At 67.3% G+C, this 26,216-nt stretch carries 28 protein-coding genes; 14 read left to right on the top strand and 14 right to left on the bottom strand.

The window, feature by feature from the left end; genetic code table 11:
• Positions 1–124 precede the first annotated feature (124 nt).
• Entirely contained in the window at positions 125–574 is a 450-nt protein-coding gene (locus ACSQ89_RS28920; RefSeq protein WP_093107326.1) for a hypothetical protein, read from the top strand.
• On the opposite strand, the gene leuB is transcribed toward ACSQ89_RS28920, so the two are convergent.
• From leuB to ACSQ89_RS28940, 4 genes are read right to left on the bottom strand one after another with little or no spacing between them, the layout of a single operon-like run.
• Complete coding sequence (gene leuB / locus ACSQ89_RS28925; RefSeq protein WP_436294236.1) at positions 575–1,654, bottom strand: 3-isopropylmalate dehydrogenase; 1,080 nt, start codon at positions 1,652–1,654, stop codon at positions 575–577. It lies immediately after the preceding gene.
• A gap of 35 nt (positions 1,655–1,689) precedes the next feature.
• Positions 1,690–2,283 carry a 3-isopropylmalate dehydratase small subunit gene (gene leuD / locus ACSQ89_RS28930; RefSeq protein ID WP_436294235.1) on the bottom strand — a complete coding sequence of 198 codons (594 nt, stop codon included), beginning with the start codon at positions 2,281–2,283 and terminating at the stop codon, positions 1,690–1,692.
• A 2-nt stretch (positions 2,284–2,285) separates the two neighbouring features.
• Positions 2,286–3,713: a 3-isopropylmalate dehydratase large subunit gene (gene leuC, locus ACSQ89_RS28935; protein ID WP_436294234.1), complete on the bottom strand. Its 1,428-nt coding sequence runs from the start codon at positions 3,711–3,713 to the stop codon at positions 2,286–2,288.
• 10 nt (positions 3,714–3,723) lie between these two features.
• Complete coding sequence (locus ACSQ89_RS28940) at positions 3,724–4,701, bottom strand: Bug family tripartite tricarboxylate transporter substrate binding protein (protein WP_436294233.1); 978 nt, start codon at positions 4,699–4,701, stop codon at positions 3,724–3,726.
• Between the two features lie 115 nt (positions 4,702–4,816).
• Between ACSQ89_RS28940 and gcvA the strand changes: the two genes are divergently transcribed.
• The 3 genes from gcvA (at position 4,817) to ACSQ89_RS28955 (ending at position 6,859) form a co-directional block, all read left to right on the top strand.
• Complete coding sequence (gene gcvA / locus ACSQ89_RS28945; RefSeq protein ID WP_436294232.1) at positions 4,817–5,725, top strand: transcriptional regulator GcvA; 909 nt, start codon at positions 4,817–4,819, stop codon at positions 5,723–5,725.
• A 301-nt stretch (positions 5,726–6,026) separates the two neighbouring features.
• Positions 6,027–6,425 (top strand): VOC family protein, encoded by a 399-nt coding sequence (locus ACSQ89_RS28950; RefSeq protein WP_093107315.1) that lies wholly within the window; start codon positions 6,027–6,029, stop codon positions 6,423–6,425.
• 14 nt (positions 6,426–6,439) lie between these two features.
• Positions 6,440–6,859, top strand: a complete 420-nt coding sequence (locus tag ACSQ89_RS28955) for a DUF4189 domain-containing protein (protein ID WP_436294231.1) — start codon at positions 6,440–6,442, stop codon at positions 6,857–6,859.
• A gap of 46 nt (positions 6,860–6,905) precedes the next feature.
• On the opposite strand, the gene ACSQ89_RS28960 is transcribed toward ACSQ89_RS28955, so the two are convergent.
• Together ACSQ89_RS28960 and ACSQ89_RS28965 are read right to left on the bottom strand one after the other, a co-directional pair.
• A complete protein-coding gene (locus ACSQ89_RS28960) occupies positions 6,906–7,853 on the bottom strand; it encodes an alpha/beta fold hydrolase (protein WP_436294230.1) in 948 nt (315 codons plus the stop codon).
• Between the two features lie 65 nt (positions 7,854–7,918).
• On the bottom strand, positions 7,919–8,305 hold the full coding sequence (locus ACSQ89_RS28965; RefSeq protein ID WP_436294229.1) for a hypothetical protein: 387 nt from the start codon (positions 8,303–8,305) through the stop codon (positions 7,919–7,921).
• A gap of 321 nt (positions 8,306–8,626) precedes the next feature.
• On the opposite strand from ACSQ89_RS28965, the gene ACSQ89_RS28970 reads away from it, so the two are divergent.
• The 4 genes from ACSQ89_RS28970 (at position 8,627) to ACSQ89_RS28985 (ending at position 10,524) form a co-directional block, all read left to right on the top strand.
• The gene (locus ACSQ89_RS28970) at positions 8,627–8,899 is read left to right on the top strand and encodes a DNA-directed RNA polymerase subunit alpha C-terminal domain-containing protein (RefSeq protein ID WP_436294228.1); all 273 of its coding nucleotides are present in this window, start codon (positions 8,627–8,629) and stop codon (positions 8,897–8,899) included.
• 156 nt (positions 8,900–9,055) lie between these two features.
• Positions 9,056–9,544 (top strand): RidA family protein, encoded by a 489-nt coding sequence (locus tag ACSQ89_RS28975; protein ID WP_436294227.1) that lies wholly within the window; start codon positions 9,056–9,058, stop codon positions 9,542–9,544.
• 36 nt (positions 9,545–9,580) lie between these two features.
• Positions 9,581–10,102 carry a 3-hydroxyacyl-CoA dehydrogenase family protein gene (locus ACSQ89_RS28980; protein WP_436294226.1) on the top strand — a complete coding sequence of 174 codons (522 nt, stop codon included), beginning with the start codon at positions 9,581–9,583 and terminating at the stop codon, positions 10,100–10,102.
• A complete protein-coding gene (locus ACSQ89_RS28985; RefSeq protein WP_436294225.1) occupies positions 10,093–10,524 on the top strand; it encodes a 3-hydroxyacyl-CoA dehydrogenase family protein in 432 nt (143 codons plus the stop codon). Before ACSQ89_RS28980 ends, ACSQ89_RS28985 begins: the two co-directional genes overlap by 10 nt.
• Here ACSQ89_RS28985 and ACSQ89_RS28990 read toward each other — a convergent pair.
• Complete coding sequence (locus ACSQ89_RS28990) at positions 10,505–10,828, bottom strand: hypothetical protein (protein ID WP_436294224.1); 324 nt, start codon at positions 10,826–10,828, stop codon at positions 10,505–10,507. The genes ACSQ89_RS28985 and ACSQ89_RS28990 overlap by 20 nt on opposite strands.
• A gap of 113 nt (positions 10,829–10,941) precedes the next feature.
• Positions 10,942–12,225 (bottom strand): LysR family transcriptional regulator, encoded by a 1,284-nt coding sequence (locus ACSQ89_RS28995; RefSeq protein ID WP_436294223.1) that lies wholly within the window; start codon positions 12,223–12,225, stop codon positions 10,942–10,944.
• A 154-nt stretch (positions 12,226–12,379) separates the two neighbouring features.
• On the opposite strand from ACSQ89_RS28995, the gene ACSQ89_RS29000 reads away from it, so the two are divergent.
• The 5 genes from ACSQ89_RS29000 (at position 12,380) to ACSQ89_RS29020 (ending at position 17,106) form a co-directional block, all read left to right on the top strand.
• Complete coding sequence (locus tag ACSQ89_RS29000; protein WP_436294222.1) at positions 12,380–13,408, top strand: amidohydrolase family protein; 1,029 nt, start codon at positions 12,380–12,382, stop codon at positions 13,406–13,408.
• Positions 13,409–13,410: 2 nt separating this feature from the next.
• A complete protein-coding gene (gene ligK / locus ACSQ89_RS29005; protein ID WP_436294221.1) occupies positions 13,411–14,103 on the top strand; it encodes a 4-carboxy-4-hydroxy-2-oxoadipate aldolase/oxaloacetate decarboxylase in 693 nt (230 codons plus the stop codon).
• Positions 14,104–14,113: 10 nt separating this feature from the next.
• Positions 14,114–15,400, top strand: a complete 1,287-nt coding sequence (locus ACSQ89_RS29010; protein ID WP_436294220.1) for a gallate dioxygenase — start codon at positions 14,114–14,116, stop codon at positions 15,398–15,400.
• Positions 15,397–16,377, top strand: a complete 981-nt coding sequence (locus ACSQ89_RS29015; protein WP_436294219.1) for a Bug family tripartite tricarboxylate transporter substrate binding protein — start codon at positions 15,397–15,399, stop codon at positions 16,375–16,377. The genes ACSQ89_RS29010 and ACSQ89_RS29015 overlap by 4 nt, the downstream gene beginning before the upstream one ends.
• A gap of 69 nt (positions 16,378–16,446) precedes the next feature.
• Complete coding sequence (locus ACSQ89_RS29020) at positions 16,447–17,106, top strand: substrate-binding domain-containing protein (RefSeq protein ID WP_436296600.1); 660 nt, start codon at positions 16,447–16,449, stop codon at positions 17,104–17,106.
• Positions 17,107–17,112: 6 nt separating this feature from the next.
• On the opposite strand, the gene ACSQ89_RS29025 is transcribed toward ACSQ89_RS29020, so the two are convergent.
• The 6 genes from ACSQ89_RS29025 to phnC form a co-directional block, all read right to left on the bottom strand.
• Entirely contained in the window at positions 17,113–19,548 is a 2,436-nt protein-coding gene (locus tag ACSQ89_RS29025; RefSeq protein WP_436294217.1) for a PepSY domain-containing protein, read from the bottom strand.
• A 20-nt stretch (positions 19,549–19,568) separates the two neighbouring features.
• Entirely contained in the window at positions 19,569–21,683 is a 2,115-nt protein-coding gene (locus ACSQ89_RS29030; protein ID WP_436294216.1) for a TonB-dependent siderophore receptor, read from the bottom strand.
• A gap of 144 nt (positions 21,684–21,827) precedes the next feature.
• Complete coding sequence (locus tag ACSQ89_RS29035; protein ID WP_436294215.1) at positions 21,828–22,418, bottom strand: phosphonate degradation HD-domain oxygenase; 591 nt, start codon at positions 22,416–22,418, stop codon at positions 21,828–21,830.
• 7 nt (positions 22,419–22,425) lie between these two features.
• On the bottom strand, positions 22,426–23,232 hold the full coding sequence (gene phnE / locus ACSQ89_RS29040; protein ID WP_436294214.1) for a phosphonate ABC transporter, permease protein PhnE: 807 nt from the start codon (positions 23,230–23,232) through the stop codon (positions 22,426–22,428).
• 6 nt (positions 23,233–23,238) lie between these two features.
• Positions 23,239–24,186: a phosphonate ABC transporter substrate-binding protein gene (gene phnD / locus ACSQ89_RS29045; protein WP_436294213.1), complete on the bottom strand. Its 948-nt coding sequence runs from the start codon at positions 24,184–24,186 to the stop codon at positions 23,239–23,241.
• 31 nt (positions 24,187–24,217) lie between these two features.
• Positions 24,218–25,069, bottom strand: a complete 852-nt coding sequence (gene phnC / locus ACSQ89_RS29050) for a phosphonate ABC transporter ATP-binding protein (protein WP_436294212.1) — start codon at positions 25,067–25,069, stop codon at positions 24,218–24,220.
• Between the two features lie 155 nt (positions 25,070–25,224).
• Here phnC and ACSQ89_RS29055 point away from each other — a divergent pair, with 155 nt between their 5' ends.
• On the top strand, positions 25,225–26,208 hold the full coding sequence (locus ACSQ89_RS29055; RefSeq protein ID WP_436294211.1) for a GNAT family N-acetyltransferase: 984 nt from the start codon (positions 25,225–25,227) through the stop codon (positions 26,206–26,208).
• Positions 26,209–26,216 lie beyond the last annotated feature (8 nt).

Below are 26,216 nucleotides of genomic sequence, written 5' to 3' on the forward strand. Positions count from 1 at the left end.
CTTGTTCTTTTGAAAGTCGTCATCGTGCGAGCTAGCCATTGAGCACCCGAAGGTCGTCATCGCGCAACTCGCCGGCGGCGCGCTACGATCCACATCGCGCGACACGCGTTCGGCAGGAGGTGGTATGGCAACGGCAGCAAGGTCTGATGGCAGCGGCACCGCGGACTTCGGCGCGGGGCGTTCCTCGTGGTGGAACTGGCCCCTGCAGCAGTGGCCATGGCCGGCTGTCGCGCCGCAGCAGCTGAGCCAGCCGATCAACTCGGGCTGGTCACTGGTCAGCGTGACCCACAACAACTCGTCGGCACCCGACATCGAGCGCGACGTGCTCCAGCAGCACAGTTATGGCCGCCAGATCGGCCGGCTGATGGACGCGGTCTCGGCGCTGGCCGAAAAGCTGCCGCCCAAGGAGAAATCCGACAAGCGCATCGCCGACTTCGAGACGCTGGCGCGCGAGGTCGAGCGCATCAAGCAGAGCGCGCGGCAGCCGCGCGTCGAGCGGCTGCAGAAAGAACTCGACGCGCTCAGGCGTGAAGATCCGAACGCCTACCGGCAGTTGAAGGCGAAGCTGCCGTAGTCAGCCGGCCGCGCGCCGAAGCGCCGCCACCACCGCCTCGCCCATGTCGCGCGTGCCGACGCGCCGGCAGCCCGGCTGGAAGATGTCGCCCGTGCGCAGGCCTTCGGCCAGCACCGCACGCACCGCGCGCTCGACTCGCTCGGCCTGCTCGGCGAGGCCGAAGGAATGGCGCAGCAGCATCGCCATCGAGAGGATGGACGCGAGCGGGTTCGCGAGGTCCTTGCCGGCGATGTCGGGCGCGGTGCCGTGCACGGGTTCGTAGAGGCCCTTGCTGCCGGCCGCCATCGAGGCCGAGGGCAGCATGCCGATGGAGCCGGTAAGCATGGCGGCCGCGTCCGAGAGGATGTCGCCGAAGATGTTGCCGGTAACGATCACGTCGAACTGTTTGGGCGCGCGCATGAGCTGCATCGCGGCCGCGTCGACGAACAGGTGCGTGAGCTCGACGTCGGGATACTCGGCGCCCACGCGCGTGACGACCTCGCGCCAGAGCTGCATCACTTCGAGCACGTTGGCCTTGTCGACCGAGCACAGCTTGCGCCGCCTCGCCCGCGCGGTGCGGAAGGCGACGTGCGCGATGCGCTCGATCTCGGGCTCCGAATAGCGCATGGTGTTGAAGGCCTCGCGTTCGCCCCGGGCGTTGGTGCCGCTGCCGCGCGGCTCGCCGAAATAGACGTCGCCGGTGAGCTCGCGCAGGATCATCAGGTCCAGGCCTTCGACGATCTCCGGCTTGAGCGTCGTGGCGCCGATCAGTTCGGGGAAGAGAAAGGCGGGACGGAAGTTGGCGAACAGACCGAGTTCCTTGCGTAGCCGCAGCAGGCTTGCGCCCGGCCGCATGGCAAAGGGAATGGCCTCGTCGCCGGGCATCCCGGCGGAGCCGAACAGGATGGCGTCGGCACGGCGCGCGATCTCGCTGGTGGCGGCGGGCAGCGGGTCGCCGGCGCTGTCGATGCCGGCCTGGCCGATGGGCGCCTCCACCAGTTCCACCGCCTGGGTCGGGCCGAGCACGGCCTTCAACACCTTGACGGCCTGGGCCGTCACCTCGGGACCAATGCCGTCGCCGGCCATCACTGCGATCTTCATCTTGGGGACACTTCTTTCGTTGAGAGGAGGGAGGGTCAGGCGCCCGCGCGAGCGCGCTCGAAAGCCTCGATGCGCGCGGACTGCGTCAGCGTGTAGTCGAGCTCGTCGAGGCCTTCGAGCAGGCAGTGGAGCGCGAAGGGATCGATCTCGAACGAAGCGCGGCTGCCGTCCGGCGCCGTCACGCTTTGCGCCGCGAGATCGATGCAAAGCCGCGCGCCGGGCCTGGCTTTCAGGGTGGCGAGCAGACCGTCGACGAGGTCTTCGGCCAGGCGCACCGGCAGCAGCCCGTTCTTGAGCGCGTTGGAAAAAAAGATGTCGCCGAAGCTGGGCGCGATCACGGCGCGGAAGCCGCCGTCGACGAGCGCCCACACCGCATGCTCGCGCGAGGAGCCGCAGCCGAAATTGCGGCCGGCCACGAGGATGCGCGCTTCGGCATAGGCGGGGTCGTTGAGCGGGAAGTCGGCGCGCAGCGCGCCCTCTGCATCGCGCCGCACGTCGCGGAACAGGAAGTCGCCGAAGTTCGCCGAGCGCGGCTTTTGCAGATAGAGCGCCGGCACGATCTGGTCGGTGTCGATGTTGATGCGCGCGAGCGGCGCGGCCACGGCATCGAGCCGGTTGAAGGCTTCCATGCTCAATGCTCCTTCTGCATCAGGCCGCGCACGTCGGCGAGCCGGCCGGTCACGGCAGCGGCGGCAGCCATGGCCGGGCTCATCAGGTGCGTACGTGCACCCGGCCCCTGGCGGCCGACGAAATTGCGGTTGGAGGTGGAGGCGCAGCGCTGGCCCGGCGCGACCTGGTCGCCGTTGGTGCCCAGGCACATCGAGCAGCCCGCGTAGCGCCACTGGAAGCCGGCCACGCGGAACACCGCATCCAGCCCCTCGGCCTCGGCCTGGCGCTTGACCAGCCCCGAGCCGGGCACCACCCAGGCCTCGACGCCCTCGGCCACATGGCGCCCGCGCGCCACGGCGGCGGCGCTGCGCAGGTCTTCGATGCGGCCGTTGGTGCAGGAGCCGATGAACACGCGCTGCACCGCGATGTCGGTCAAGGCCTGGCCGGCCTCGAGGCCCATGTAGGCGAGGGCGCGGCGCATGGCCTCGCGCTTCTCGGCGCCGGCCGCGTTCGCGGGATCGGGCACGCGGCCCGAGATGGGCAGCACGTCCTCGGGGCTGGTGCCCCAGGTGACCATGGGCGCGATGTCGTCCGCATGCAGCGAGAGCTCGCGGTCGAAGCGCGCATCGGCATCGCCGGGCAGCGTGCGCCAGCGCGCCACGGCCTGGTCCCAGGCGGCGCCCTGCGGCGCGTGGGGCCGGCCGGCCAGCCAGGCGAAGGTGGTGTCGTCGGGCGCGATCATGCCGGCGCGCGCGCCGGCTTCGATCGACATGTTGCACACCGTCATGCGCGCTTCCATCGAGAGGGCGCGGATCGCCTCGCCCGCGTACTCGATCACGTGGCCGGTGGCGCCGGCGGTGCCGAGGCGGCCGATGACGGCGAGGATGATGTCCTTGGCCGTCACGCCCGCGACTAGACGGCCCTCGACGCTGACACGCAGCGTGCGCGGCTTGCGCTGCCACAGCGTCTGCGTGGCGAGCACGTGCGCCACTTCCGAAGCGCCGATGCCGAAGGCCAATGCGCCGAGCGCGCCGTGCGTGGAGGTATGGCTGTCGCCGCAGACGATCAGCATGCCCGGCAGACTCAAGCCCTGCTCGGGGCCGACCACGTGCACGATGCCCTGGCGCTCGTCGTCGAGGCCGAAGAAGCGGATGCCGGCGGCGGCGCAATCGTCCTCGAGCGCCTGCGCCATCGCGCGCTTCTCGGGGTCGGCGATGCGGCCGAGCGCGCGCGCGTCGGTGGGCACGTAGTGGTCGGGCGTGGCGAAGGCGCGCTCCGGCGCGCGGACCTTCAGGCCCTTCTGCCGCAGCATCTCGAAGGCCGGCGCCGAGCCGTCCTGCACCAGGTGGCGGTCGACATAGAGCAGGCTCTGGCCGTCGTCGCGCTGCATCACGACGTGCTCGGCCCAGATCTTGTCGAGGAGGGTGCGTGGGGGCGTGTTCGATGTCATCGGTTCTGGATCAATCGAGCTTGGCGCCTGACAAGCGCACGATCGACTCGTAGCGCTTGATCTCGGAGACGATGAACTGGCCGAACTCCTCGGGCGTGCCGCCGCCGATCTCGGCGCCGAACTCGGCCATGCGCCGCTTCATGTCGACCGACTGCAGCACCTGGTTGGCCTCGGCATTGAGCTTGTCGATGACGGGCCGCGGCGTGCCCGCCGGCGCCATCAGCCCGTACCACGAGGAGGCATAGACGCCGGGCAGACCCACTTCGTCGAAAGTTGGCACGTCGGGCAGCGCGGGATTGCGCTTTTTCGAGGCCACCGCGAGCGCGCGCATCTTGCCGCTGGCGATGAAGGGCAGGCAGGTGGTGGTGTCGAGCATCAGCGAGATGTGGCCCGCCACCAGGTCGGCCTCGGCCGGCGCGGTGCCCTTGTAGGGCACGTGCACGATGTTGATCTTGGCGGCGCTCATGAACTGCACCGCCGCCAGGTGCTGCGAGGAGCCGACGCCGCCGGAGCCGTAGTTGAGCTTGCCCGGATTGGCGCGCGCCACCTCGATCAGCTCCTTGGCCGTCTTGGCCGGCGAGGAGGCCGGCACGACGAGGATGTTGGGCACGTTCGAGACGTAGACGATCGGCGCGAAGTCCTTGATCGGGTCGAAGCCCAGCTTCGAATAGAGATGGATGTTGACCGCGTTGGGACTGATCGAGCCCATCAGCAGGTTGTAGCCGTCGGGCTTCATGCGCGCCGCGAGTTCGGTACCGATGTTGCCGCCCGCGCCGCCGCGGTTGTCGATCACGATCGGCTGGCCCAGCTTCTGCGCGATCGGCTCCGAGATCATGCGCGCGGTGGTGTCGACGCCGCCGCCCGCGGGCCAGGGCACCATCAGCTTGATCGGCTGGTTCGGGTAGCCGGCGGCTCCTTGCTGGGCTGCCGCGAGTCCTGCGGTGGCGAGCAGGGCCGCCATCATGCAGACATGCGCTTTCTTCATCATCGCGTGGTCTCCTGTCCTTGTAGTGGAGGCCATGCTATTTGCCGCAGCCCGGCGCAGCAATCACAATTAAGGCATGCGGGGCATGATCAAAGCTCATGCCTCAACCTCAACTTCCATGTCACGACGTCTGCCCCCGCTCAATGCCCTGCGCGCCTTCGAAGCCGCGGCCCGCTGCGGCAATTTCACGCGCGCGGCCCAGGAGCTGTGCGTCACCCAGGGCGCGGTGAGCCGGCATGTCGCGACGCTGGAAGGCTGGCTCAAGGTGCAACTCTTCGAGCGCGGCCGTCATGGCATCGCGCTCACGCCGCCGGGGCAGGCCTACTTCGGCACCGTGCGCGCGGCGCTGGACCAGATCGACTACGGCACGCGCCAGTTGCAGGCCAGCCCCGACGCGCGCTGCCTGCGCATCAAGCTGCCGCCCACCTTCGCGATCCGCTGGCTGGTGCCGCGGCTCGCGCGCTTCCACGCGCTACACCCGCGCATCGACGTGCAGATCACCACCTCGCACCAGCGCGCCGACTTCGCGCGCGAGGAGGTGGACGTGAGCATCCATTCCGAGCCGAGCCCGCCCGCGGGGCCGGGCGTGCGGCGCCTGTTCGGCGAGACACTGCTGCCGGTCTGCGCGCCGGGCCTGCTGCAGCGCGGGCCACCACTGGCGCGGCCGGCCGACCTCGCGCGCCACGTGCTGCTGTGTTCGATGAACCGGCCCAAGGACTGGCCGGCCTGGCTGGCGGCCGCGGGCGCGCCGCAGATCGACGGCAACAGCGGCCTCAAGTTCGAGAACGCCGCGCTGGCCTACCAGGCGGCAGCGGACCAGCTGGGCGTGATGGTCGCGCTGCACGCCTTCGTGCGCGACGACCTGGCATCGGGCCGCCTGGTGGCGCCGTTTGCGCTGCAGGTGGAAACGCCGGGCGCCTACTACCTGGCCTGCCGCAGCGAAGCGCCGCTGCCCGAGCGCGTGCAGGCCTTCGAAGCCTGGATCGTGCAGGAGGCCGAGGCGATGTCCCGGGCGGGCCCTAGCTGAGAACGTCGAAGCTGCGCAGGATCCACGACAGCTGGTAGACCAGATTCGCCGCCGCGAGCCCCGCGTGGAAACGCCGGTTCGCCGTATAGGCCGCGACCCCCCGCCAGCACGAGGTAGCCCCCGATGTGCAGCGGGTACTCGAGGTCGAAGCCGGCGAAGTACTGGCGCCCCTTCAGCAAGGTGTCGACCGCGTCGAACACGATCGAGATCGCGAGCAGGCCGAAGAACCATCGGCGCCGCGACATGCCGCTACGTCAGAATGCAGCTCCCATTTCTCATCACCCGTGCCGCAGGAGCCTCTGTGTTTTCACATGTCTTTGTGAGCGTGACCGATTTCGAGCGCGCGTTGACCTTCTACAGCGCCGTCATGGACAGCCTCGGCATCGAGCTTCGGTTCTGCGAGCGCGAGAAGCCATGGGCGGGCTGGCACAGCGCCGGGCGCGCGCGGCCGTTCTTCGTGATCTGCAAACCCTACGACGGCCAGCCGCATGAGGCCGGAAACGGTCAAATGATTGCCTTCGCTGCCGCCGACCGGGCCAAGGTCCACACTGCACATCAGGCAGCGCTGGAACATGGCGGAAGCTGCGAAGGACCGCCCGGGCTCAGAGAACAGTACCACCCGCACTACTACGGCGCCTACTTCCGCGACCCGGATGGCAACAAGCTCTGCGTCGCATGCCACGAACCCGCGGGGAGCTAGCGGTCCGCTGCTCCATGAGCCTTCCATCACGCGCAGCCCGCATGTTCGGCGCGCTTGCGCTGCTGTTGTGCTGCGACCTGACGGGCATCGCCGTAGGTCCGGCATATGCCAACCCTGCCCACGGCCCGAGCTGGGGCGCGATCGCGTCCGTGCACGGGTGGTACGGCTACTCGATCAACCACCCATCCCGCGGCGCTGCGGAGCTTGCGGCACGCGCCCAGTGCGATCGCGCGGCGGGCCGCTCAGGCCCTTGTGCGGTCCGCGCGTACTTCGATCGCTCCTGCGGCGCTCTCGCGACGGGAAACTACGGGGAATGGGGCACGGCCACCGCTTCCACGGCGGCCGCTGCGGGCAAGGCGGCCGCCGGGCAATGCGACAGCCATCTGCCGACAGAGCCTTGCAAGGTGGTCGTCAGCGTCTGCTCGTCGCGCTGAGCGCGGCCTCGCGTGGGCCGGGTCGAAGCGACATTCAGGGCTTTTCTCACCTGCTGCTGAAGGAGGCCTGAATTTCTGTGATTGTTTGTTTTGGATCTTGGAGATGCGGATAGTGCCCGAGATGGGGGAGAAGAGTGAATTCGATATTGGCCTTCTTGGCGAACTCGACGCCCATCTCCTTGTTGATATAGAAATCCTTCTCGCCCCAGATGACCTTGACGGGCGTCTTGAGCCTCGCCAGATGGGACTCGAAATACTTCTGATCCCTGGTGAAGTGTGAGTAGTAGTGATAGAAGGCATCCGCCGAGGTGAGGCCGTCCTGACTCCATCCGCGCAGCATGTCGTCCTTGAGTTCCGGGGACAGGTCGAACTGCTCATTCTTTGGCAAGCCTCTTCTGAAAGCGTTCTCCAGTATCTCGTCGCGATTCCTGTTCATCGAGGCATGAATCAAATCGGACGATGGCTTCGACTTGAGGCCCTGCAGGTTCTCGTGCATGTACTGAGGCCTGTCGAATGGCGCAAAGTCGCCCACGATGATCGTCCTCGCGATACCCGGCTCTTCCAAGGCGAGAAGAAGCGCCGGCAGGGCACCGATGTCCGTGGCGTAGATGACCAGCCTGGATCTATCGATGCCTGCCTTGTCGATGTATGCCTTCAGCACACGCGCATAGTCTTGCGGCGCGTAAGAGAACTTGTCCGCCGGCAGTCTTGATGAAAGACCGTAGCCCGGCCAGTCGAAAGCATGGACTTCGTAGTCCCTGCCGAGCACCAAGGAAATATCCTTCCAGGCATGGAGAGTCTCCGGAAAGCCATGCAGAAAAAGCACGACGCCTTTCGGCCTTGCAGTGTGAACGACCATCCGCCTGAGCTTGATGTCGGAAGTCGCCTCTATGAATCCGATTTCTGCTTTTGAAGCTTGCTCGCGAGCATGTCGGGTGCATCCAACGAGAACTGAAAAGCCAAGCGCAAGAACAGCGATCAGTACTTTCTGCATGGATGCTCGCGACATACGCAAGGTCCTTCTTGAAGCTCGCCTCAACCCGGCGCAGGCGAGGCGCATCAAAGATAGCGCACCTCGGCCACGACCGGCGCATCGGCCTGGTTGGTGTCCGCGTTGGCGTAGGCGCCGCCCTGGCGGAACCAGTAGCGGCATCCGGTGCGGCCCAGCACCTTCACGCAAGTCTGCCCGTCGTCACGGATGCTCCAGGTGCCCACGGCCCGGCCGAGCCCGCCCACGGCTTCCACCGTTCCGTCTGCGCGGAATTCCCACTGGGAAAGCTTTCCGCTCGCGATGTTCTTCGACACCACCGTCTTGCCGAGCAGGCTGGCCTCGATCTCGGCCTTGCTCAGGTAGGTGCGCTCTTCGGCCAAGGCCGCGCCCGGCAGCAGGATGGCGAAAGTCGCGAGTGCGGCGAAGGCGAACCGGATGAAGGAGGAACTGCGCATGATGTCGGCCTTTCGTCGATCGGAACCCGTGTCGCAATCGGGTTCGCCATGGCCGCTAATTTTGGGGATTCGCCTCCTTCGGCACGAGTAAGCAGCGCACGCGTGGCATGTGACGCGGTTCACATGGGGTGAGGTCGCACGCGCATGCCTCAGGGACAACCCTGCTCATTCAGCAGACAGTTGTCGATATTTCAGGCAGTTGATTTGTCCGCATTTCCAACACGGTGCGCCGTTCCCTCGCGAGCGCCCGGGAAGAAAGGAGGAACGAGCGCAGGCACGGCATGTGCACTGGCAAGCGGCCTCAGTTGCCACAGACCACCCATGTCACAAGCACAATCGTCCAGCGAAACCCTTCTCGACGCCGACATCGCAATCCTCGGCCTTTCCTTGCGAGCCTCCAACGTGCTGCGGCGCCACGACCTGAACACAGTCCGCGACGTGACGCGCGTATCGCCCCGGAAGCTGTTTGTCATGACGCGACTGGGAAGCCGGTCGGTGGCGCAGATCGCTTCGAGCGTGGAGCGCCGCGGGCTGCGGCTTGCGGACGATGGGAGGAGGGAGCCGGGCGCCGTTACCGGGGCTGCGCAGCGGTGAGCGACGGGGTTCGGTCGTGGCCACCGCCTGCGCGCACTGATCAAGTCGGTCGCACGACCGAACATCCACCTGTTGCGCATCGACTTCGCACGTTCTGTATCTGTTCTTCCCCGCACTGCGCGACGAAGATGGAACCCCGTTCAAGCGAGAGGTTCCATGACAACACTGACCCGCAGCCAGATTGCCGATCAGATCGCGGCCGAACTGGGGCATGGCTTCGACGGTGAGATCCGCATCGGCGGCCACTACGTGTCCGCCGTGCGTGATGGCCGCACGGTCTACATCAGCGGCCAGGTGCCGCGGGTCGGCAGCACGGTGATGGTGACCGGCCGCGTCGGAGAACAGGTCTCGCTCGATGGGGCGCGGAAGGCTGCGCTGATCTGCGCGCTGCGCGCCCTCGCCATCCTGCGCCAGACCCTCGGCTCGCTCGATGCGATCGAGAAGATCCTGCGCATCGGCGTGTTTGTGCAATGCACCGCCGACTTCACGCAGCAAAGCGAGGTGGCCGATGCAGCCTCGGATCTGATGCACCGTGTCTTCGGCGAGGCCGGCGTGCACACCCGCACCTCCGTCGGCGTCTACGCCCTGCCGAAGAATGCGGCCGTGGAACCGGACATGATCGTCACCGCGCGCGATGCGCTCTAGAACGTGATCCGGCCAACGAAGAATCAAGGTGTGAGCATGAATGATCGAAGCGCGGTGGTGATCGGGTGCGGAATCATGGGCTGCGATATTGCGGCCATCTTCCTGGCCGGCGGATGGTCGGTGCAGCTCGTGGGGCACAGTCCCTCGAAGTGGGTGGGTGCGCAGGAGCGCATCGCGAAGTCTGTCCAGCAGCTGGGCTTGGAGCAAGAGTCCAGGTCACTGGTATTTCACTCCCGGATCGAAGACATCTCATGGGCCAACGTCCATATCGTGCTGGAGTCGGTCACGGAGAATATGGAGATCAAGAAGTCGATTTTTTCGACCTTGGACAGGCTGACTCCTGCGGGCGTTCCAATGGGGTCGAATAGCTCCAGCATGCGCATCACCGACATCTGTGCGGGCCTGAAAACCGCAGAGCGCATGGCGAACACCCATTTCTTTCAGCCCGCGCATCTGGTCCCCTTGGTGGAAATCGCCAAAGGCGAACGCACTGAAGCATCGACTTGGATGCGCTCCACCAGGTGTTCCGCTCGCTGGGAAGAGCGCCGGTGCGCGTGAATCGCGACGTTCCAGGCTTTCTCGCCAACCGCATCCAGCACGCGCTGATGCGGGAGGCTTTTGCCGTCATCGACGAGGGGCTTGCGACGGCTGAGGACGTCGATGTCGCTGTTCGGTTTGGATTCGGATTCCGCTATGCAGCTGCCGGCCCGATGTTGCTCAAGGAGTTCGCGGGCTTCGATACCCAGCATGCGGCGGCGACCGTCATCTATCCGTCGCTCTGCAATGACAGCGCCCCCGGAAAAACGCTGACGGATCTGGTGACGCGCGGGCGCTTCGGCGTCAAGGCGAAGAAAGGCTTCAGGGATTGGACGGACGAAGCCATCGCCGAAGAGCGCCAGCGGTATGAGAGCGCACTGATGCAGGCGGCCAACATCCTTGTTCTCAGCAGGCCGCACGCCGTTAGCGGCTCTCGCACTTGACCTCTTCCTTGAACACCTCGCGGCTGGCCTCGAGCTTGACCTTGCACGGGCCATCCCGGAACTCCTCCTTCCAGTCCCCGCGCCACGTGGCTCCGATGCCATCCTTGCACTTGACCTCCCGCTTGAACTCCCCTCGCTTTGACTCCTGCTTGACTTCGCAAGGCCTAGGCCAGCGGTCCTCGCGCCAGTCGTTGCGCCAGTCGTTGCGCCGCCAGCGCTTCTTTGAGTCGTCGTCATCGGCGAGAGCGCACGGGGCGGCGATGGCGGAGAACAGCAAGAACGCTACAGCGGCTCGAATGGACATTTCGTACTCCTTGACTCGATACGGATTGTGCGGGCGGCGGTCGTAGCTTGGCCCAGAACCTGTCACCAAACCGAGCGGCGCCTCTCGCCGCATGCAACGACAACGCGCTGACATCAACGCCGAGCGCGGAAATCGGGGGATCGAGCCACCACCGCTCTGATCTCTTGCATCAACGCTCGCGCGCCCGGTGAGGGGAATGCGCCCAGACGCTGCGTGAGACCGATCTCGCGGCGCGTCCGGTCAAGGGGGAAGTTCAGTACGACCAGGCTGCGGTCGCGAATCTCGTAGCGCAGCTGGTGCGCCGAGATCGCGGTCAGCATGTCGCTTTCCAGCAGCAAGCCGCGCAGCACCGCGAGATCGCCGGTCTCGACGGCAGGCATCGGCGGCGCCTGCCGCGCCTCCGAGAAGAAGCGCTCGAGCAACTCGCGCGACGGCGAGCCGTGCCGCGAGAGCGCCCATCTCGCCTGGCGCAACGCATCGAAGTCGATGCGCGCGGCGCGTGCGAGCGGATGGCCGGCGCGTGCGATCACCGAAATGCGATCCTCGAACAGCGCTTCCTGCTGCAGGTCCTTCGCCTCGTCGGCGCTGCGCAGTGCGCCGAGGATGAAGTCGATGTCGCCGCTGCGCAGCGATGCTGCCAACGCGTCGTATGGGCTCTCGACCGTCGCAACGTGCAGTCCCGCGTGACGCACGACCAGCGAAGCGATCGCGAGCGGCAGGATCTGCGTACGGCCGAGCGGAAGCGCGCCGACGTTCACGCTCCCCTGCAGCGTTCCTTCGCTGGCGGCGATGTCCGGGCCGATGTGGCGCAGTTCCGCAAGCACCCGCTTGAAGTGGAACGCGATGATCTCGCCCGCCGGCGTCGGCGACAGCCCGCGCGTCTTGCGATCGAAGAGCGCGACACCGAGCCCGCCTTCGAGGTCCTTCAGCGCGCTGCTGATGGCCGGCTGCGTGATCCCGAACTCGCGCGCGACCGCAGGCATGTTGCGCTTCTCGACGAGACTCGCGACCACCGCGAGACGTCGGCCGTTCAGTATCGACGTGAACAGCGGGTGGAGGTCGGCGGACGCGCCGATGCCGCCGCGTGCGACGAGCCGGGCTCGTGCGTCTTCGAACTCGCGCTCGATGCGGTGCGCACGCGCCAGCACCAGCTCGCCGTACGAATTCAGCGCCATTCCGCGCGGGCGTCGATCGAACAGCGGCCTGCCCAGCCCGCTTTCGAGTTCAGAGATGGAGCGCGTGACGCCCGAGGCCACGCGGTACAGCTCATCCGCGGCCCCGGCGATGCTGCCGGCCGCGGCCACGGCCGAGAACGCGCGCAGGTGCCGCAGGTTGATGCCGAGCGCGCCGCTGTGTGCCCTGTCGATAACTTTGTGTCTCTGATGGTTGGGCTTCACCGGCAAATCTTCTCTCTCCAAGGGAGTTGATGAATCTCGGTGTAAACCCTAGAAGATAAAGAAGTTTGATGGCAAGGCAAGCCGAATTCACGCCACGCAGCGGCGCCGGCAACCACACTTGGCGCAATGACGTCATCAACCGACTGGATTGCAAATGATCATCGACTGCCATGGCCACTACACCACTGCTCCCAAGGCGCTGGAGAACTGGCGCAATCAGCAGATCGCGGGCATCAGGGATTCCGCGCTGAAGCCCCGCGCCTCGGATTTGAAGATCAGCGACGACGAGTTGCGCGAGTCGATCGAGGGCAACCAGTTGCGCCTCATGAAGGAGCGCGGCAGCGATCTGACGATCTTCAGCCCGCGCGCGAGCTTCATGGCGCACCACATCGGCGACTTCGAGATTTCTTCCGCATGGGCGGCCCTATGCAACGAGCTGTGCTTTCGCGTCAGCCAGTTGTTCCCTGATCACTTCATCGGCGCGGCCATGCTGCCGCAGTCGCCGGGGGTCGATCCGCGCACCTGCATCCCGGAGCTGGAGCGCTGCGTGAAGGAGTACGGCTTCGTCGGCCTCAACCTCAACCCCGACCCTTCGGGTGGCCACTGGACCAGCCCCCCACTGTCCGACCGCCACTGGTACCCGCTCTACGAAAAGATGGTGGAGCACGACATCCCGGCGATGGTGCATGTGAGCACGAGCTGCAATGCCTGCTTCCATACCACCGGTGCGCACTACCTGAATGCCGATACCACGGCCTTCATGCAGTGCCTGACGTCGGACCTCTTCAAGGACTTCCCGACGCTGCGCTTCGTGATCCCGCACGGCGGCGGCGCGGTGCCCTACCACTGGGGCCGGTTCCGCGGCCTGGCGCAGGAAATGAAGAAGCCGCTGCTGAAGGACCACCTGCTGAACAACATCTTCTTCGACACCTGCGTCTACCACCAGCCGGGCATCGATCTGCTGACGCGCGTGATCCCGGTCGACAACATCCTGTTCGCCAGCGAAATGATCGGCGCGGTGCGCGGCATCGATCCGGAGACCGGTTTTCCCTACGACGACACGCGGCGCTACATCGACGCCACGCCCATGCTCGACGACGCGGCGCGCCACCAGATCTACGAAGCCAACGCGCGCCGGGTGTATCCGCGCCTCGACCGCGCCCTCAAAGCCAAGAGCCTTTGACCATGACCACACTCCATCAACTCGGCGTCGTCCACCGCAGCGTCACGCGCGCCGACCCGGCCGCTGTCGAAAAGCTCTCACGCTTCGGCGTCTCGACCGTGCACGAGGCGCTCGGCCGCCTCGGCCTGATGCAACCGCGCATCCGCCCCATCTATCCCGACGCGCGCTTGTGCGGTCCGGCCGTCACCGTACTGCTGCAGCCCGGCGACAACTGGATGCTGCATGTCGCGGCAGAGCAGATCCAGCCCGGCGACGTGGTGGTCGCGGCCTGCACCAGCGACAGCACCGACGGCTTCTTCGGCGATCTCCTGGCCACCTCCTTCAAGGCGCGTGGCTGCAAGGGCCTGGTGATCGACGGCGGCGTGCGCGACGTGCGCGATCTCACAGGGATGAACTTCCCCGTGTTCAGCCGCGCCATCCATGCGAAGGGCACGATCAAGGCGACGCTGGGCTCGGTCAACGTGCCGGTCGTGTGTGCCGGCGCCCTGGTGCATCCGGGCGACGTGGTGGTGGCCGACATCGACGGCGTGGTGGTGGTGCCGGCTTCGCGCGCGCAGCAGGTGGCCGACGCGGCCGAAGCCCGCGAGTCCAACGAGGGCAGCAAGCGCGCGCGTTTCGCCGCCGGCGAGCTCGGCCTGGACATGTACGCCATGCGCGAGCCGCTGGCCAAGGCCGGCCTGCGCTACATCGACTGAGCGCAGACACATGGCTCGCATCATCGGCGCCGTCGCCTGCTCGCATACGCCCACCATCGGCTTCGCTCTCGACAAGAGCAAGCAGCAGGACCCGGTCTGGGCACCCATCTTCGAGGCCTTCGAGCCCGTGCAACGCTGGCTGGAAGAGCGCCAACCCGACGTGCTGTTCGTCATCTACAACGACCACGTCAGCTCCTTCTTCTTCGACCACTATTCGGCCTTCGCACTCGGCGTCGGCGAGCGGCACGAGGTGGCGGACGAGGGTGGCGGCGCGCGCGATCTGCCTGCTCTGGCCGGCCACCCGGCGCTGGCGCGGCATATCGGCCGCTCGCTGGTGGCCGATGAGTTCGACATGTCCTTCTTCCAGGACCGGCCGCTGGACCATGGCGTGTTCTCGCCGCTGTCGCTGCTGTGCCCCCACGAGCCGGCATGGCCGACACCGGTCGTGCCGCTGCAGGTCGGCGTGCTGCAGTCGCCCGTGCCATCGGCGCGGCGCTGCTGGCGCCTGGGGCAGGCATTGCGGCGCGCGATCGAAAGCTATCCGGAAGACCTGAAGGTGGCCATCGTTGCAACGGGCGGCCTTTCGCATCAGGTGCACGGTGAGCGCGCCGGCTTCAACAACACAGCCTGGGATGCGCAGTTCCTCGACCTGATCGAGAACGACCCGGTCCGGCTCACCGAGATGACCCAGACCGAGCTGGCGACCCTGGGCGGCCTTGAAGGCGCGGAAGTCATCATGTGGCTGGTCATGCGGGGCGCCCTTTCGTCCAACGTCCGCAAGACGCACCAGAGCTACTACCTGCCTTCGATGACCGGCATCGCCACCGCGATCTACGAGAACCTGGCGAGCCCGCCGGTCGCCGGCGAGGCGAAGCGGCATCGTCGCCGCATCGATGAGCAATTGGCCGGCGTGGAAGCGCTGGATGGCACATATCCGTTCACGCTGGAGACCAGCGTGCGCGCCTTGCGTCTCAACAAGTTCCTGCACGGCATGACGCGCCCCGAGCATCGCGCCCGCTTCCTGGCTGACGAAGAGGGCGCGTTCGAAGCGGCCGAGCTGACCCTGCAAGAGCGCGAACTCGTACGCCAGCGCGACTGGCGCGGATTGATCCACTACGGCGTCATCTTCTTCATGCTCGAGAAGCTCGGCGCCGTGCTCGGCGTTTCCAACCTTCACATCTACGCCGCCATGCGCGGCCAATCGCTGGAAGCGTTCCAACAAACCCGCAACGCGCCTGGCGCACTGTATTCGGTGGCCGGCAAGGACGCGGCGCCCCAAACCTGGAACAAGTCATGAAGATGCTTTCCCGCCGCCACCTGCTCGCCCTGGCCGGCCTGCTGGCGATCGGCGCGCCATTCAGTGCCGGCGCCGCCGATGCCTACCCGACCAAGCCCATCAAGATCATCGTCGGTTACAGCGCCGGCGGCGCGGTCGACCTGATCGCGCGCTCGGTCGGCCAGCGCATGGCCACCATCCTCGGCCAGCCCATCATCGTCGAGAACAAGCCGGGCGCCGGCACCAACATCGCGGTCAAGGCGCTCATCGCCAGCCCGCCCGATGGCTACACCCTGATGCTGGCAGCCAACGCACTGGCCGTGAACCCCACGCTGTTCCAGCCGGCGCCCTACGACCTGGAGCGCGACGTGACGCCGGTGTCCTTGGTCGGGCGGGTGCCGGTGGTGGCTGCGGTGCGCGAGGACTCGGAGTGGAGGACCCTGCAGCAGCTGGTGACCGCTGCCAAGGCCAAGCCCGGTACCCTCAGCGTCGCCACGCCGGGCAACGGTTCCACGCCGCACCTGGCCATGGAGCTGTTCCAGCACACCGCCGGCTTATCGCTGCGCCACGTGCCTTACAAGGGCGGCGCACCGGCTATCACCGATGTGATCGGCGGGCATGTGGACGTGGTCGCGGTCAATGCGCTCGAAGCCTCGCCGCTGGCGAAGGCCGGCAAGCTGCGCGTGCTGGCACTGATGAGTCCCGAGCGCGCAGCGGTGCTGCCCGGCGTGCCGACGGTCGCCGAGTCGGGCTATCCAGGCTTCGAAGCCAGCGTCTGGTACGGCTTCGTGGCACCGGCAGGCCTTCCCAAGCCGGTGCTGACGAAATTGCATGAAGCCGTGCAGAAGGCGCTCGAGTCGCCGGAAGTACGCGACCAGCTCGCCGCGGCCGGGGGTGTTCCCTTGCCCGGTGCGACCGAGCGTTTCGACAAGCTGCTCAAGAGCGACGCCGTTCGCTACGGGAAGCTCATTCGCGAGGCCGGCATCAAGCCGGATTGACATGTTCTCTCGCCTGCCGGCTCGTTGGCACCCATCACCATGACGACTTCGATCCGAGGCATCTGCTCGATGGCAACGCGAGCACTGCTGGACGAGCTGGCGGCGATGTATTCACGGCTCGCCGGGGTGCCGGTCTCCTTCCTGCCGGTCGGCGGTGTCGAAGCCGTACGGCGCGTGTCCGCCGGCGAGCCCTTCGACGTGGTGGCGCTTGCCTCCGACGCCATCGACAAGCTGGTCGCCGCAGGCAAGGTCGACGCGGCCGGCAAGGTCGACTTGGCCCGCTCGGGCGTCGGCGTGGCGGTGCACGCGAGCGCCGAGCGACCCGACATCTCCACGGAAGATGCGCTGCGCAGCGCTGTGCAGGGCGCCGCGAGCATCGCTTGTTCCACCGGCCCGAGCGGCGTCGCATTGATGGCATTGTTCGAGCGCTGGGGCATTGCCGGCGAGATCCGGAGCCGACTGGTGCAGGCGCCGCCTGGCGTGCCGGTCGGTTCGCTGATCGCGCGCGGCGAGGCCGCGCTGGGATTCCAGCAAATGAGCGAGCTGATCGGCATCGAAAGGATCCGATTGATCGGCCCCTTGCCACCGGAGATTCAGATCATCACGATCTTTTCGGCCGCTCCGGGCATCGGCTCCGCGCAGCCCGCCGCCGTGCGCGCGCTGCTCGATTTCATGATCTCGGCGGACAGCGCCGAATCAAAGCGCCGCCATGGCATGGATCCGGCCTGAAGGGGCTCAATACACGTCGCGCCGATAGCGGCCTTGCGCGATCAGCTCGTCGAACCCGGCCGTTCCCAGCACTTCCCCGAGAGCCGCGTCCACGCCGGGCGCCATGCCTTCGAGGCTGCCGCACACGTAGACGAGCGCGCCATCGGCGATCCAGCGCCGCAGTTCGTCCGCCGCTTCGCGCAGGCGGTCCTGCACGTACCTGCGCTCGGGCTGGTCGCGCGAGTAGACGAGGTCGGCGCGCGCCAGCATGCCGAGCGCCTGCCAGCGCGCGATCTCCGCGGCGCAGAAGGCGTCGTGCGCGGACTGGCGCTCGCCGTACACCAGCCAGTTGCGCCCGTGGCCGCGCCGCACCCGCTCGCGCAGGTGCGAACGCAGGCCCGCGAAGCCGGAGCCGTTGCCGATGAAGATGCAGGGCAGGTTCTCGTCTGCGAGCGCGAAGCCGGGGTTGGCGACCAGCCGCATCTCGATGCCGGCATCGAGCGGCGCGCCGGCGGTCAGCCAGCCGGATGCGACGCCCAGGCCGTTGTCGCGGCGCGCCTGCCGCACCAGCAGCTGCACGCAGCCGTCGGCAGCGATCGAGGCCACCGAATAGCTGCGCGGCGCCAGCGGCGCAAGAGGAGGACGGGCATCGGCAGTGCCGTTCGGATGAGGCGGCAGCACCTCGACCAGCGCGCCCGGCGCCCACACTGGCGCGCCGGCACGATGCAGCTCGATCTCGAACAGCGGATCGCCCTGGCTGCCATCGTTCTGCAGGCTGCGGCGCACGAGCCGCCAAGCTTCGAAGGGACGCTCGGCAGAAGAGGCCGGATGCGACGGCCACGCAGCACCCCGCACATCGAAGGCCTCGGCGATCGACCGCTGCCAGCGCCCGATGGCTTCGGGATTGCCGTTGTCGACCTCGACCATCGGAAACAGCGCCTGCGCCCCCTGGCTGCGCAGGTCGTGATCGAGCTTCCGGCCGAAGCCGCAGAAGGTGGCGTAGTGCCAGTCGCCGAGTGCCAGCACGCCGTAGTGCACGTGCCGCAGCTGCGAGCCCGCCTGCTGCGCGAACTTGCGCGCGAAGGCGCGTGCGCTGTCGGGCGGATCGCCGTCGCCGAAGGTGCTGACGACCCACAGCACCTTGCGGAAGTGCAGCAGCGCATCGACGCTCAGCTCGGCCAGGGTCTTGACCACGGTGCCGACGCCGGCCGACTGCAGCGCGGCCGCGGTCTGCAGGGCGACGCGCTCGGCATGGCCCGTCTGCGTGGCGAAGGCGATCAGCACCTGCTCGGCGCCCTGCGCCGCGCCGCTTCGGCCGCGGCCGAGCCGCGCACGCTCGGCGCGCACCGCTTGGCTTGTGCGACGGCGGCCGAGGTACAGCATCCAGCCGGTGATCGCGAACAGCACCAGGCCCAGGCTGGCGAGCATCATCAGGATGCGGCCCGGCAGGCCCCAGTAGGTGCCCATGTGCAGCGGATAGATGCTGTTCACGAGACGTCCGGCCAGCGGCTTGTCGGCATAGCGTTCGTGCTGGCTCGCCTCGCCGGTGGCGGCGTGCAGGTAGAGCCGGTTGCGCGCGCGCTCGTGCTCGGGCGCGGCGCGCAGGTAGGTCGCCTCGACTTGCGAGGCATTGCGCGCCGGCAGGCGCAGCGTGACCTGGCTCCAGTCGCCGCCGGTCGTTTGCTGGAAGGACAGCCACACGCGCTGGAGGTCGAGCCGGACGGGGGCGGCGGCATTGGCGGCGCCGCCCTGCATCCGCTGCGTCCGCGCGGCGCGCCCAACGCCTGCCGCGTCGTCGACCAGCGAGCGCACCCCATCGAAGGCCCAGTAGATGCCCGTGAGGCCGGACACCAGATAGGCCAGGAGCGCGATCGTCCCGGCCACGGCATGCAGGTTCCACAGGAAAACACGGCCGCTTTGCGCGAAGTCGATCCGCAGCCAGCTGCGCCACGCGAGCGGCCGACGCGGCCAGCGCAGGTACAGGCCCGACAGTGCGAGCACCAGCAGCGCCGCGGCCAGCGTGCCGGTGACCGGCTTGCCGGTGTCGCGCGGCATCAAGAGCCAGCGATGCAGGCTTTCGGCGAACTCGAAGAAGGCATCGCCGCGCGGCTCGGGCAGCAAGGCCGCGCTGAAGGGATCGACCAGGCGCGTTTCGCCGCGGCGTTCGCCGGGCGGGGGGGCGAAGTTCACGCGCGCCGGCCGGCCCGGCTCGGCGTAAAGCGTCAGCGTCAGGACGCGGCGGCCGGGCTCTGCGGCCTGGAGTTGGTCGAGCAGGGCGGCCGGCGCCAGCGCCCTGGCATCGGCTGCGGCCGGCACGCGGTGCAGCGCCGGATTGAGCAGGTCGACGATCTCGGCGCGGAACGAAAGCACGGCGCCGCTCAAGCCGATGACGGCCAGCACCGTCCCGGCCGTGATGCCGATGAACCAGTGAATCTGGACCCAGATGCGCCGAAGAAGAGCCATCGCAGAAGCCGCCGTCTTCTTCAGAGATCGATCTTGAGCGTCGCCTTGACGCTGCGCGGCGCGCCCACCGCCAGCCGTGTGCCGGCGGCCGCCCAGTAGCGCTTGTCGCCGACGTTGTCGACGTTGAGCTGCCACAGCGTCCGCTTGCCAAAGAGCTGCGTGACGTAGCGCGTGCCGAGGGCGAAGATCGTGTAGCCGCCGATGAAGCCCTGGTTCAGGTCGTCGATCGGGCGCCGGCCCGTGTAGTAGGCGCCGCCGTTGACCGAGAGCCCCGGCACCGCCGCGATGTCGTAGGAGAGGAAGGCGCTGGCCGTGTGCTTGGCCGTGTTCTCGGGCATCTTGCCGTCGTACTGGGCGTTGATGTCGCGGAACTCGGCGTCGAGGGCTTGCGCCGACAGCTGCCAGGCCAACTGGCGCGTCAGGCGTCCCTGCGCCGAGAGCTCGATGCCGCGGTAGTTCTGGCGGCCGTCGGCGACGAAGGTGTTGGCGCTGTTGGTGTAGGCGCCGGGCCGCTCGATGTCGAACAGCGCCGCCGACAGCAGCGTGCCCGTGCCGGTCAGCCAGCGCAGGCCGAGCTCCTTCTGCTTGCTCACGCCCGGCGGCATGCGGTTGTTCTGGTTGGCGGTGCCCGTGGGTGCGACCTCGCCTTCCTCGACGCCTTCCGCATACGAAACGTAGGTCACGAGATCGGGCGTGAACTTGTAGCTCAGCGCGGCCAGCGGCGTGGTCTTCTTCACGTCGTAGTCGATCCGCGGCAGCGTCGAACTGGCGAACTGCGTGCTCTCGAAGCGCGTGTGCCGCACGCCCGCCACCAGCTGCCATTCCGGCGAGAAAGTGATGCGGTCGAGCGCGTACAGGCCCAGCTCCGTGCTGTCCTGCGCGCCGGTGGTCGGCTGTGTCGGCAGCGCGGTCAGCGGCAGGAAGCCGATGGCGCGCGGGAAGTACAGGTTCTGCGCGGTGGTGGCGCCGCCGTAGTTGCGCTGGAAGATCGGGTCCTGGGTCTTGTCGCTGCGCGCGACGCCCAGCGTGAGCTCGTGCTGCACGCCGCCGGTCGCGAAGGTGCCGAACAGCTCGCTGCGCAGCAGGTCGGAGCTTTGCTCCAGGTGCTGCACGTTGCCGGTGATGCGGCCGGCGCCGGTGCGCACGTTGTAGTTGCCGAACATCGCGAGCCGCCGGTCGCGCTCGGCCTCGGAATGCCCGGCTTCCACCATCAGGGCCCAGTTGTCGCTGAGCGAGTAGTCGGCGCGCAGCTGGGTGTTCGTGACTTCGGCTTCGAAGGTGGCCCAGGGCGGACCGATCAGCTTGCGCGGGTCGGGCAGGGCCGGCAGCGCGATCACGCCGTTGACGGCCGCCAGGCGCGTGATGCCGGCCTGCTCGGTGATGCTCTTGCGGTAATGCTCGAGATCGGCCTTCAGCGTCAGGCGGTTGTTGACGCGCCAGTCGAATGCCGCCGACAGGAACTTGCGGTTGCCGTCGACGCCCTCGATCGGCGAGCCCAGCTGTCCGCCGGCCGCGTTGATGCGCAGGCCGTACTGGTTCTGGTCGCCGAACTGGCGGCCCACGTCGGCGAAGCCCTGCGCCGTGCCGTGGTTGTCGAAAGTCATGCCGAGCGTCGCGACCGGCGTGCTGCCGGCGCGCTTGGTCACGAAGTTGACGACACCGGCCGGCGAGGTGAAGCCGTAGTAGAGCGCCGACGCGCCCTTCAGCACCTCGACACGCTCCTTGTTCTCCATCGGGATCTCGGACACGTTGGGAATCGCGAGCGAGCCGTTGAGCCGGTAGTTTGTGCGGTTCTCGACCGCGATTCCGCGGATCACGAGCTGGTCGAAGGTGTCGCCGCCGTTCTGCTGGCGCGTGACGCCGGCCGTGTTGCGCAGCACGTCGTAGATGCTGGCCGCGCCCTGCAGCTCGATGACTTCGCGCGTCACCGTGTTGACCGTGGCCGGCACGTCCATGATGCTGGCGCCGCGGAAGGTGCCGGCTTCGACGGTGTTGGCGACGAAGCCGTTGGTGCGGTCGGACTGCACGGTCACGGCGCGGAGTTCGTCGCCGGGATTCGAGGGAGAGAGGGCGGCCTGCGCGCAGGCCAGCTGCGCCGCCAGCGCGAGCGGCATCGAGACGAAAAACTTGTGCATGGGAACGCAAGCCGACGGGCGACGATCCCGGCGACGACATCAGGAAAGAGAGATTGAGACCGGTCGATTGTAGGCGACAGAATGAGAATTATTCTCATATCTGACACCCGAAAGCGCGTCCGGCTCGCTCGATCGGCGAGCCGTCTACAAGGCCGTGAGCTTCTCGCGCGCAGGCTGTGCCTGAGATGCCAGCGCCTGGGCGATGCGCATGTAGTGGGCGAGCGGCGGCGTGGCCTGGCCCGGCACCTTGGCCGAGTCGTCGTAGCGCCGCAGGCGCACGGCCTCGGCCGCGAAGGGTTGCGTCATGAAGCGTTGCGCTTCTTCGGGCGTATGGACGCCGCCCTGCAGCTCGAGGCTGCGCTTCGATGCCGGCGACAGCGTGTCCCAATAGCCGGAGTCGATGGCGCACAGACAGCGCTTGGCATCCACGTGCAGGCGGATCGGCTCCAGCACGGCCGGCGCGAACAGGCCGCGCAGGAAGGGCAGCGCGATGTACTGGTGCAGGTCGTCGCGCTGCTGCTGCGCACGAGCCGCCTCGTCCGCGCGTTGCGCTGCGAGCAGGTGGCCGAGGTCGTGCAGCAGGGCTGCGACCACGGTCTCGGATGTTTCCTCTGCTTCTTCGGCGAGCTGCGCGCACTGCAGCGCGTGCTCGAGCTGGCTCACGGCCTCGCGCCCGTACTGGCGTTGCCCTTTGGTGCCCAGCAGGCGGGTGATCTCTTCGACGGTCAAAGCCATGGCAGTGCTAAACCAGCATCTTTCGAATGCGCGCCGACACCAGGTCGATCGCGCTGACGCTGACGACGATGATCAGCATCACCGCGCAGGTCTCGGCGTACTTGAAGCCGCGGATGATTTCCCACAGCACAACGCCGATGCCGCCGGCGCCCACCATGCCGACCACCGAGGCCGAGCGCACGTTGGATTCGAAGCGGTAGAGCGCGTAGGAGATCCACAGCGGGATCACCTGCGGGATAACGCCGTAGACGATCTCGTGCAGCGCGCTGGCGCCGGTCGAGCGGATGCCTTCCACCGGCTGCGGATCGATGGCCTCCACCGCTTCGGCGAAGAGCTTGGCCAGCACGCCGGTGGTATGGACCCAGAGCGCGAGCACGCCGGCGAAGGGCCCCAGGCCCACCGCCACCACGAAGAGCATGGCGAACACCATCTCGTTGATGGCGCGGCAGCCGTCCATCAGGCGCCGCATCGGCTGGTAGACCCACCACGGCACGATGTTGGCCGAGGCCAAGAGCGCCATCGGCACGGCAGTGAGCACCGCCAGCGCCGTGCCCCACAGCGCGATCTGCAGCGTGATGACCATCTCGTCGACGTACATGCGCCACTGCGTAAAGTCGGGCGGGAAGAACTCGGCCGCGTAGGTGGCCATGTTGCCCGAGTCGCGCAGGAGCTCGAAGGGCCGCATGTCGGCGCCCTTCCATGAGGCCGCGAGCAGGATCAGCAGCAGCGCCCACGCGATCTGCCAGGCGAAGCTGCGCTTCGGCACGGCCACGGTCTGCAAGGGCGGGCGGGGTGTCAGGACCGTCGGTTGCATGAAGGCTCAGTTCAGCGCACCGAGCTTCTTGTCGATCTCGGCCAGGCGGGTCTTCTTGTCTGAATCGCTCAGCGCTGCGTCGGCCTCGATCTTGGTGCGCTGGCCGAACAGGTCGAGCTGGCGGATCGGGATCAGCTGCTTGTCGCTCGACTCCTTGAAGCCCGAGAGCTTGGAGATCTTCATGATGATCTCCTTCTCGCGCGCATCGGTCTTGGCGTAGTTGTAGAAGAAGTTCTTGATCTTGGTCTTGGTCGCTTCGGGCAGGTCCTTGCGCATGACCAGCGGGTCGAGTGGGATCAGCGGCGAGGTCCAGACGATCTTGATCTCCTTGAACTTCTCGGGCGAGCGCTCCTTCACCTTGTCCAGGTTCTCGCTGTTGTTGGTGGCCACGTCGACCTGCTTGTTGGCCACGGCCAGCGCGTTGGTTTCGTGATTGGCGCTGCGCGTGAGCTTGAACAGCGACTTGGCGTCCACCTTGTGCTGCGCGAAGGCGTAGTAGCTCGGCACCAGGAAGCCCGAGGTGGAGTTCGGGTCGCCGTTGCCGAAGCTCAGGGATTTGCCGTTCTTCAGCACGTCGTCGAGCGTGTTGAGCGGGCTGTCCTTGTGCACGATCAGGTGCGAGTAGTAGCCCTGGGTGCCGTCGGCGTTGACCATCTGTGCGAAGACTTCGCCGCCGGCGCGGTCGACCGCTTCCATGGCCGACTTGTTGCCGAACCAGCCGAGCTGCACCTTGTTGAAGCGCATGCCTTCGATGATGCCGGCGTAGTCCGGCGCGAAGAAGGCCGTGACCTTGAGCCCGGTCTGGCGGCTCATGTCGTCGATCAGCGGCTGCCAGTCCTGCTTGAGGTTCTGCGTCGCCTCGGTGGAGATGATGCCGAAGTTGATGTCCTGCGCGAAGGCGCCGGTCGTCATGCCGAGGCCAATGGCCAGGGCCGCACACAGTTTCTTGATCATGGTGGGTTCCAGGTTGGAAGGAAGAAGGAAATCAGGCCGCCGCCGCCCACGGCACCAGCGCGGGTTGCGGCAGCACGTGAACGTTGGGGTTGTCGGAAGGGGCGGCGGACAGGAGTTCGTCGGCCTCCACGCCGTAGAGCTCGCGCAGCAGCGGCGCGCTGAGCGCTGAGGAGGGCCCGTCGTAGACCACCTCGCCCTGCTTCAGCGCGACCACGCGCGGGCAGTACTTCATCGCGATCTCGACCTGGTGCAGCGAGACGATCACGGTGGAGCGGTCTTCGCGGTTGATGCGCGCCAGGATCTCCATCACCTTGCGCGAGGATTCGGGGTCCAGCGAGGCGATGGGCTCGTCGGCCAGCACCACCTTGGCGCCCTGCACCAGCGTGCGTGCGATCGCGGCGCGCTGCTGCTGGCCGCCGGAAAGCGTGGAGGCCCGCTGCGCATGGCAGTCGGCGATGCCCACGCGCGTGAGCGCATCGAGCGCGAGCGCGCGCTCCCTGGCGGTGAAGGCGCGCGTCCAGCTGCGCCACCACGGCATGCGATGCAGCGAGCCCACGAGCACGTTGACCAGTACCGGCAGCCGCGCCACCAGGTTGAACTGCTGGAACACGAAGCCGACCTGCGCGCGCACCTTGCGGATGTCGCGGTGGATGCGCCCGCGCTGCTGCACGCAGCAGCCGTCGATCTCGATCAGCGAGTCGCTACCGCCGTCCGCCGCCACCAGGCCGGCCACATGGCGCAGCAGCGTGGACTTGCCGGAACCCGAGGCGCCGATCAGCGCCACCATCTCGCCGCGCTGCACGTTGATGTTGATGTCGCGCAGGGCGTGCCGGCCGTTGGCGAAATGCTTGTTGAGCTGGTGGATGCGCAGGGCGGTTTCCATCGTCGGTCCCGAAGTCGTCTAGACAACCGGAGTCTGATCACCGGCTGTGACGGCCTCTTGACGCTTTGACGACGCCCGTGTGTCAGCCGATGGCTTTCAGGCGCAGGCCATGTATCGTGAGGTGAGCGCGATCTCTGGCGCTGCTAGGCTGAGACATGAACCTGTCGATCGAACCCGTTTCCGAAGCGCATTTCGCGGGGCTGCGTGCTGCGCTCGACACGGTGGCGCGCGAGAAGCGATTTCTTGCATTCACGCAGGCGCCTCCTGTGGAGCAGGCCTTCGACTTCTACCGCTCCATCATCGCCAACGGCGGCTGCCAGATGGTCGCCTTGCTCGACGGACAGGTGGCCGGCTGGTGCGACGTGCTGCCGAGCCATGGCCAGGCCCGGTCGCATGTGGGCATTCTCGGCATCGGCCTGATTCCATCCGCGCGGCATCTGGGCATCGGCGCGAAGCTGATGCAGGCAACCATCGCGACGGCATGGGCGAAGGGAATGACGCGCATCGAACTCACGGTGCGCGTCGACAACACGAACGCCAAGGCCCTGTACGAACGGCTCGGCTTCGAAGTCGAAGGGCTCCTGCGCCGCGCTTTCCGGGTCGACGGCGAGTACTTCGACAGCTATTCGATGGCGTTGTTGCGGGGCGCTGCCGGAGCGCCGGTTCCGGCATCGGAGATCCTTGTTCGCGCCGCCGGCCTTGATGATGCTGTCGCGGCCGCGGCGTGCGTCAATGCCGCTTTCGAGCTGTACATCGAGCGCATGGGCAAGGCGCCGGCGCCCATGCTGGCCGACTATCCTGCGCTCATTGGTGCAGACAAGGTGTGGGTCGCGGTGCGCAGCGGCCAAGTGGCGGGGGTGCTCGTGCAGTACGAGACGGAGGATGGCTTCTATGTCGACACCGTGGCCGTGGCCCCGGCGTGTCAGGGCACGGGGGTCGGACGGGCGCTCTTGCGCTTTGCCGAGAGCGAGGCGCTGCGCCGCGGTTTCGAGGCCGTCTACCTGCGCACCAACGCCAGGATGACCGAGAACCAGATCCTCTACCCGAAGATCGGCTACGTCGAGTACGACCGCAGAACCGAGGGTGGGTACGAGCGGATTTTCTATCGCAAGTCCCTTGTTCCGGCCGCGTCCTCATGAGAGCGCGG

The sequence above is a fragment of the Variovorax sp. LjRoot175 genome (assembly GCF_964253805.1).
In the GTDB taxonomy this organism is placed as follows: Bacteria; Pseudomonadota; Gammaproteobacteria; order Burkholderiales; family Burkholderiaceae_C; genus Variovorax.

Excerpts from the sequence above, each read along its gene's own strand:
- ACSQ89_RS29010 (WP_436294220.1), top strand. The coding sequence starts at position 14,114 with ATGGCTCGCATCATCGGCGCCGTCGCCTGCTCGCATACGCCCACCATC.
- phnC (WP_436294212.1), bottom strand. The coding sequence starts at position 25,069 with ATGGAAACCGCCCTGCGCATCCACCAGCTCAACAAGCATTTCGCCAAC.
- ACSQ89_RS29020 (WP_436296600.1), top strand. The coding sequence starts at position 16,447 with ATGGCAACGCGAGCACTGCTGGACGAGCTGGCGGCGATGTATTCACGG.
- ACSQ89_RS28940 (WP_436294233.1), bottom strand. The coding sequence starts at position 4,701 with ATGATGAAGAAAGCGCATGTCTGCATGATGGCGGCCCTGCTCGCCACC.
- ligK (WP_436294221.1), top strand. The coding sequence starts at position 13,411 with ATGACCACACTCCATCAACTCGGCGTCGTCCACCGCAGCGTCACGCGC.
- phnD (WP_436294213.1), bottom strand. The coding sequence starts at position 24,186 with ATGATCAAGAAACTGTGTGCGGCCCTGGCCATTGGCCTCGGCATGACG.
- ACSQ89_RS29055 (WP_436294211.1), top strand. The coding sequence starts at position 25,225 with ATGAACCTGTCGATCGAACCCGTTTCCGAAGCGCATTTCGCGGGGCTG.
- ACSQ89_RS28965 (WP_436294229.1), bottom strand. The coding sequence starts at position 8,305 with ATGCGCAGTTCCTCCTTCATCCGGTTCGCCTTCGCCGCACTCGCGACT.
- ACSQ89_RS28960 (WP_436294230.1), bottom strand. The coding sequence starts at position 7,853 with ATGCAGAAAGTACTGATCGCTGTTCTTGCGCTTGGCTTTTCAGTTCTC.
- phnE (WP_436294214.1), bottom strand. The coding sequence starts at position 23,232 with ATGCAACCGACGGTCCTGACACCCCGCCCGCCCTTGCAGACCGTGGCC.
- ACSQ89_RS29025 (WP_436294217.1), bottom strand. The coding sequence starts at position 19,548 with ATGGCTCTTCTTCGGCGCATCTGGGTCCAGATTCACTGGTTCATCGGC.
- ACSQ89_RS28990 (WP_436294224.1), bottom strand. The coding sequence starts at position 10,828 with ATGTCCATTCGAGCCGCTGTAGCGTTCTTGCTGTTCTCCGCCATCGCC.
- gcvA (WP_436294232.1), top strand. The coding sequence starts at position 4,817 with ATGTCACGACGTCTGCCCCCGCTCAATGCCCTGCGCGCCTTCGAAGCC.
- ACSQ89_RS28980 (WP_436294226.1), top strand. The coding sequence starts at position 9,581 with ATGAATGATCGAAGCGCGGTGGTGATCGGGTGCGGAATCATGGGCTGC.
- ACSQ89_RS28970 (WP_436294228.1), top strand. The coding sequence starts at position 8,627 with ATGTCACAAGCACAATCGTCCAGCGAAACCCTTCTCGACGCCGACATC.
- ACSQ89_RS28920 (WP_093107326.1), top strand. The coding sequence starts at position 125 with ATGGCAACGGCAGCAAGGTCTGATGGCAGCGGCACCGCGGACTTCGGC.
- ACSQ89_RS29030 (WP_436294216.1), bottom strand. The coding sequence starts at position 21,683 with ATGCACAAGTTTTTCGTCTCGATGCCGCTCGCGCTGGCGGCGCAGCTG.
- ACSQ89_RS28975 (WP_436294227.1), top strand. The coding sequence starts at position 9,056 with ATGACAACACTGACCCGCAGCCAGATTGCCGATCAGATCGCGGCCGAA.
- ACSQ89_RS29000 (WP_436294222.1), top strand. The coding sequence starts at position 12,380 with ATGATCATCGACTGCCATGGCCACTACACCACTGCTCCCAAGGCGCTG.
- leuB (WP_436294236.1), bottom strand. The coding sequence starts at position 1,654 with ATGAAGATCGCAGTGATGGCCGGCGACGGCATTGGTCCCGAGGTGACG.
- leuD (WP_436294235.1), bottom strand. The coding sequence starts at position 2,283 with ATGGAAGCCTTCAACCGGCTCGATGCCGTGGCCGCGCCGCTCGCGCGC.
- ACSQ89_RS29035 (WP_436294215.1), bottom strand. The coding sequence starts at position 22,418 with ATGGCTTTGACCGTCGAAGAGATCACCCGCCTGCTGGGCACCAAAGGG.
- ACSQ89_RS29015 (WP_436294219.1), top strand. The coding sequence starts at position 15,397 with ATGAAGATGCTTTCCCGCCGCCACCTGCTCGCCCTGGCCGGCCTGCTG.
- ACSQ89_RS28955 (WP_436294231.1), top strand. The coding sequence starts at position 6,440 with ATGAGCCTTCCATCACGCGCAGCCCGCATGTTCGGCGCGCTTGCGCTG.
- leuC (WP_436294234.1), bottom strand. The coding sequence starts at position 3,713 with ATGACATCGAACACGCCCCCACGCACCCTCCTCGACAAGATCTGGGCC.